2 protein-coding genes and 2 pseudogenes are annotated in these 5,088 nt (G+C 44.4%); 1 reads left to right on the forward strand and 3 read right to left on the reverse strand.

Going from position 1 to position 5,088, the window contains the following annotated elements; all coding sequences use genetic code 11:
- Positions 1 to 1,205 (reverse strand): annotated as a pseudogene (clcA, locus tag RH88_RS18005) (H(+)/Cl(-) exchange transporter ClcA); the annotation flags it as partial.
- A 573-nt stretch (positions 1,206 to 1,778) separates the two neighbouring features.
- Between clcA and RH88_RS18010 the strand changes: the two are divergent.
- Positions 1,779 to 2,780 (forward strand): CobW family GTP-binding protein, encoded by a 1,002-nt coding sequence (locus tag RH88_RS18010; protein WP_005598691.1) that lies wholly within the window; start codon positions 1,779 to 1,781, stop codon positions 2,778 to 2,780.
- Positions 2,781 to 2,877: 97 nt separating this feature from the next.
- Here RH88_RS18010 and ylqF read toward each other — a convergent pair whose 3' ends face one another.
- Together ylqF and RH88_RS23090 are read right to left on the reverse strand one after the other, a co-directional pair.
- On the reverse strand, positions 2,878 to 3,822 hold the full coding sequence (gene ylqF / locus RH88_RS18015; protein ID WP_005598693.1) for a ribosome biogenesis GTPase YlqF: 945 nt from the start codon (positions 3,820 to 3,822) through the stop codon (positions 2,878 to 2,880).
- A 385-nt stretch (positions 3,823 to 4,207) separates the two neighbouring features.
- A pseudogene (locus RH88_RS23090) lies at positions 4,208 to 4,999 on the reverse strand (IS256 family transposase); the annotation flags it as partial.
- Positions 5,000 to 5,088 lie beyond the last annotated feature (89 nt).

Below are 5,088 nucleotides of genomic sequence, written 5' to 3' on the forward strand. Positions count from 1 at the left end.
CGCACGCACCGTGCCTGCAAATAGTGCTCCCATTCCGGCAATCGCGAACATACCCGGAGTGATTGGCAGTTCAGGAAACATTGTTGTGCGATAAGACCAAAGGCATAGCCGAATAGGGTACCTAGGGCCAACATTGGCGCAAAAATCCCACCGGGAGCGCCAGAGCCAAAACAGATCATGGTAGTGACGATTCGACCTGCAAATAACAATAACAAAAAGCCTGCCGCGTAATCGCCATTCGTGATGTTAGGAATGAGTGCGATGCCGCCGCCAGTCAACTCTGGCATATAAAGCAACATGATGCCAAAACTGCCGCCAATCAGTGAACCTGTCAGCAAGTAGCGTTTACGGTCATTATTGTGAAAACGAACAAACAGGTCTTGAGAGAAGGTCACTAATCGATTGAAGATGACGCCAAATATACCAAACAGACCGCCGAGCACTAAAAACAGCCATAAGGTATTGAGTTCTGGTGACTGGTATTGCGGCATAGTGATCACCGCTGATTGGCCATTGATATAGCGAAAAACAATATTGGCCGAAACCGAAGCGATGATCACCGCGCGAATCGATATAATCGAGTAACGAAACTGTGGTCGCATTTCTTCAACCACAAACATAATGCCGGCTAAAGGTGCGTTAAAGGCGGCAGCGAGGCCAGCGGCAGCACCGGATGCGAGTAATGAATGACGGGTATCATCATTCTTGATACGGAAAATGTCCGTCACCATGCGACCAATCGCCCCGCCCATTTGAACGGTTGGACCTTCACGGCCAAGCACCATCCCTGAGCCTAACGCGCCCATACCACCAAAAAATTTGACCGGAAGTACCCGCCACCAACGTACGGGACGGATGCCATCCATTGCGCCTTCAATTTCAGGAATGCCAGATCCGGCAGCTTCAGGCGCGAAACGGTGTACTAGATAATAACCCACAAACGCGAGAGCACCACTGATGATAAACGCCGCTAACCATAATGGTAATGCGCTACCAATCTCGGTTTTTAACCACTGGGTTCGGGTTTCAGAAACAAACTGAACGGCATGTTCAAAGTAGGTGCCAACAAAGCCTGCAAGCACCCCCACCACTAAGGACATCAGCAATACGGGGATTGGCGTGGTGTCTTTCGAGAGAAACTGATTAATCGCATCTTTAGGCATTTTTGCGAGAAACGATTGCTTAATTTGCTCTCTTTTAGTCATGGAATGTTGTACCTCTTCACTGGGTGGAACGTAAATACTCTTGAATTGGATGCTAAAATTATACGCCCTTACACCTCTAACTATAGCGACAAGAATGCAATATTGATTTCCATATTTGATTATTTGTGACCAATAGACATTAATGTGTTTGGTTGCTTATTTGTTGGATTTTTTAGCTATAAATCACACTTTGAAACTTGCGCTTTAGCTAAATTGAGCCATATTTAAGGTGTAAGGCAATGTGAACCAATTCGCATGGAGGAATAAATGCCTTACCTACAATTTGGATGGAATCAACAATTCATTTCTATAGCCTCGTTTTATATCAGAATGCATCTATAGACACTCTGATTCGCAAACTCACGATTGAGTAACGAGGGATAAGGCGCACTGATGGTGCGCCTTTTGTCATCTAGAGCATAGCCTAATGGTAGTGCCGCTAATTATCCGCCAGCCATTTTATCTACCAATCAAGCAATTAGCCTTGTAATGGGGCGTTTTCCTTCATACTGATACTGCAACCAAATGGAAGATAAGGGTATAATTTACCTAATATCAGTTCGGAGAATCGCAATGACGTTAAGAGTACCAACCAATATCATCACCGGATTTCTTGGTGTTGGCAAAACCACCACCATCTTAAACCTGCTAAAAAATAAACCTGCTAACGAGAAGTGGGCAGTATTGGTGAATGAGTTTGGTGAAATTGGTATTGATGGGGCGATATTGACTGATCAAGGCGCGTTGATCAAAGAAGTCCCAGGCGGCTGTATGTGTTGTACCGCAGGTGTGCCGATGTCTGTTGGTATTAATGCGTTACTGCGCCAAAAGCCGGACCGTCTCATCATTGAGCCCACTGGACTTGGTCATCCTAAGCAAGTTGTCGCAACGCTGACTTCCGAGCAGTATCAAAATTACGTTGACCTGAAAGCGACGATTGCTTTAGTTGATCCGCGTAATTTACTGATTGAAAAGTACATCACAAACCAAAATTTCAACGACCAACTTGATAGCGCTGATGTGGTGGTTGGTAACAAAGTCGATTTGTGTGCGGTGGCCGATATTGATGCGTTCAACGATTGGATCACCAATCAATCGCCGGCAAAGATCTTCAGTAAACTGGTTAAGCAGGGCGATCTCCCACTGGAAGTGTTGGATATCGAACGTGTACACGGCAGCGCATCAAGCCATATTGAACATCACCATCACGATCACGCCAGTCAAGAGCCACAATTTGAACTGCCACCGGGTGAAGCTTTTATTCGTCGTGAGAACAAAGGGCAGGGCTATTTTAGCTGTGGTTGGTTGTTTGGCGCAGAATATGAATTTGATTTTGATTTGTTGTTTTCAATGTTGTCAGATCTGACCGCTGAGCGTATCAAAGCAGTGGTGAATACCGATCAGGGTACTTATGCATTTAACGTGGCCAACGGTGTGGTGTCAGTCAATCAGATGAGTCTATCAGGCTTTGAATCACGCCTAGAAGTGATTGACTCTCAACTGATGCCTTGGGATCAATTAGAGGCGATTTTGCTGAAATTGTGCGGCATTACACCATCTGATTGCGACAAATAGCGTCGGACTATTTTGCCTAGATAAAAAGAAAGGGTGACGTTAGGTCACCCTTTTGCTTAATTCAGAGATCGCGACGCTATCTCGCGAGAATCATCAATTAACGTTTGTTCTTCAAGTAACGTTTACGGCGCTCTTCTTTCTTTTTGATCTTTTCTTCGAGCTTACGCGCTGTTTCAATTTCCACTTGCACCAGCTCTTCAGTGATCATCTCTGGGCGCTCAAGAGTGACTTGGCCCAACGTACCGCTACGCAGTTCATGCAGCAAAATTTCCGAGGCTTTGTGTAAATCAACACGACCACCAGAGCGCAGAGCTCCGCGACGACGGCCAATCTCTTCCATTAGCTCAACATCGCTTTCCGGCAATTCTTCGATCTGGTAACGCTCTTTCAGCTTTTCTGGATAAGCTTGCGCAAGGTATTCAACCGTGTAGAAAGCCACTTCGTCATATTCCATTGCCGTATCTTTTACTGCGCCGGTTGCGGCAAGGCGGAAACCGCTGTGTGGGTTTTCCACTTTTGGCCATAAAATCCCCGGAGTATCCGACAATACAACCCCATTTTGCAGGTTAATACGTTGCTGACGACGAGTCACCGCAGGTTGGTTACCAGTGATCGCAATAGTACGACCAGCCAGTGAGTTGATAATGGTCGATTTACCGACGTTAGGAATACCCATGATCATGGTGCGAATGTTTTTACCAATCTCTTCACGGTGTGGTGCCAGTTTTCGGCACAATTCTAGAATCTTTTGTACTTCTTGCGGCTGTGATGTGGTGATCGCCATCGCTTTAACATTTTGCTCTTTTTCCAGATGCTCAATCCAAAGTTGAGTCATTTCTGGATCGGCAAGATCACGTTTGTTCAGCACTTTTACTACCGGTTTATCACCACGTAGTTCGGAGATCATTGGGTTTTCACTACTAAATGGAATACGAGCATCTAGCACTTCGATGATGACATCGATTTGAGGGATCGCTTCTGCAATCTCCTTCTGTGCTTTGTGCATATGGCCAGGGAACCATTGGATTTTGCTGTTAAGCATATGTTTTTAAAGCTCTTTATTTTTTACGGTTGCTGCATGGGGTACATCATGGGGTACTAAACAACAAACTCAAAGGTAGTGGATTAATTATTATTCTTAAGATAAAAACAATAATAACGGGTAATAGTAGTAAGTTTATCGCAACAGTGCAGGGATATAAACTAATAATCTATGACGTGATTTTAAGCCAAGAAAGGGCTGTTAGGGTAATTAACTAGAATTATTGAAGTGTAGTTGGTAGAGATAAGATTCAAAGTGCATACAACGGTACGGAGTATCTAGCTATAAGTTGACCCTGTAAATAATTCTGTGTAACTGCTCTTGGTTACAACTATTCCGTTAGTCCGTCTTCGAACATAATCATAAAGCGGTTTAGAGATTGCTTTCAGTGATGGATTGGCATTGTTCATTGCTTTGAAGTATTCATAATCGCCAGATTCACCACCTTTCAAGCAGATTCATCTGCCGGGAACAGTTTATGGTTCTTGATCGCATTTCTGATCACGCTGCTCAGTGATTCAATCGCATTCGTGGTGTAGATAGCTTTACGGATATCAAAACAGAGTATTGAGATTGTCTCAATGAGCCGTCCAGAGGGTCGACTGATTTGAGTGTATTTTTTATCCCATTTATCACCAAAGTACTCTAACGCTAACAGGGCTTCATCTTCCGTCGTGGCTTGATAGATTTTTAAGTCTGCGGTAATGGTCATGTAGTCTTTCCATGGGACGTATTTCATTGAGTTTCAACATCCACATCTCAAGAAGTTCTTTCTGGCCTTTCATATTTACGCCGAGAGCGAGATAAATGGCTTTGTTGATGAACTGCTTGTTCTAACGTACTTGTACGACGATGCAGTCGAGATACACGATGGGATAGATCGCATCAAGCGGACGGGATTGCCACTCGACGACTTGTTCTAAAACAGCATCAGTATCCTTAGATATTAGACTGGCAGAGATATCGGCATCGTACATTTCTTTTAAAGTCGCGACGATTTCACGGGTAGTCATATCCCCGGCATACAAGCTTAAGATCTTGTCATCCATCGATTTGAATCGCGTCTGATGTTTATGAATGAGATTTGGTTCGAAAGACGTATTACGATCACTAGGAACTTCTAACTGAATCTCGCCGTCGTCTGTAATTAGGCGGGGTTAGATGAGTAACCGTTTCGACCATCATCTTAGTTAACATTCGCCCGAAGTCATCAAGATTTTAGGGAGCCTTAATTGACATAGCAGTTTCCCGAGTGAGGGCTTCTAG

The organism is Vibrio scophthalmi LMG 19158, from assembly GCF_000222585.1.
GTDB classification, from domain to species: Bacteria; Pseudomonadota; Gammaproteobacteria; order Enterobacterales; family Vibrionaceae; genus Vibrio; species Vibrio scophthalmi.

Coding starts and splice junctions, on each gene's coding strand:
- ylqF (WP_005598693.1), bottom strand. CDS start 3,822: ATGCTTAACAGCAAAATCCAATGGTTCCCTGGCCATATGCACAAAGCA.
- RH88_RS18010 (WP_005598691.1), top strand. CDS start 1,779: ATGACGTTAAGAGTACCAACCAATATCATCACCGGATTTCTTGGTGTT.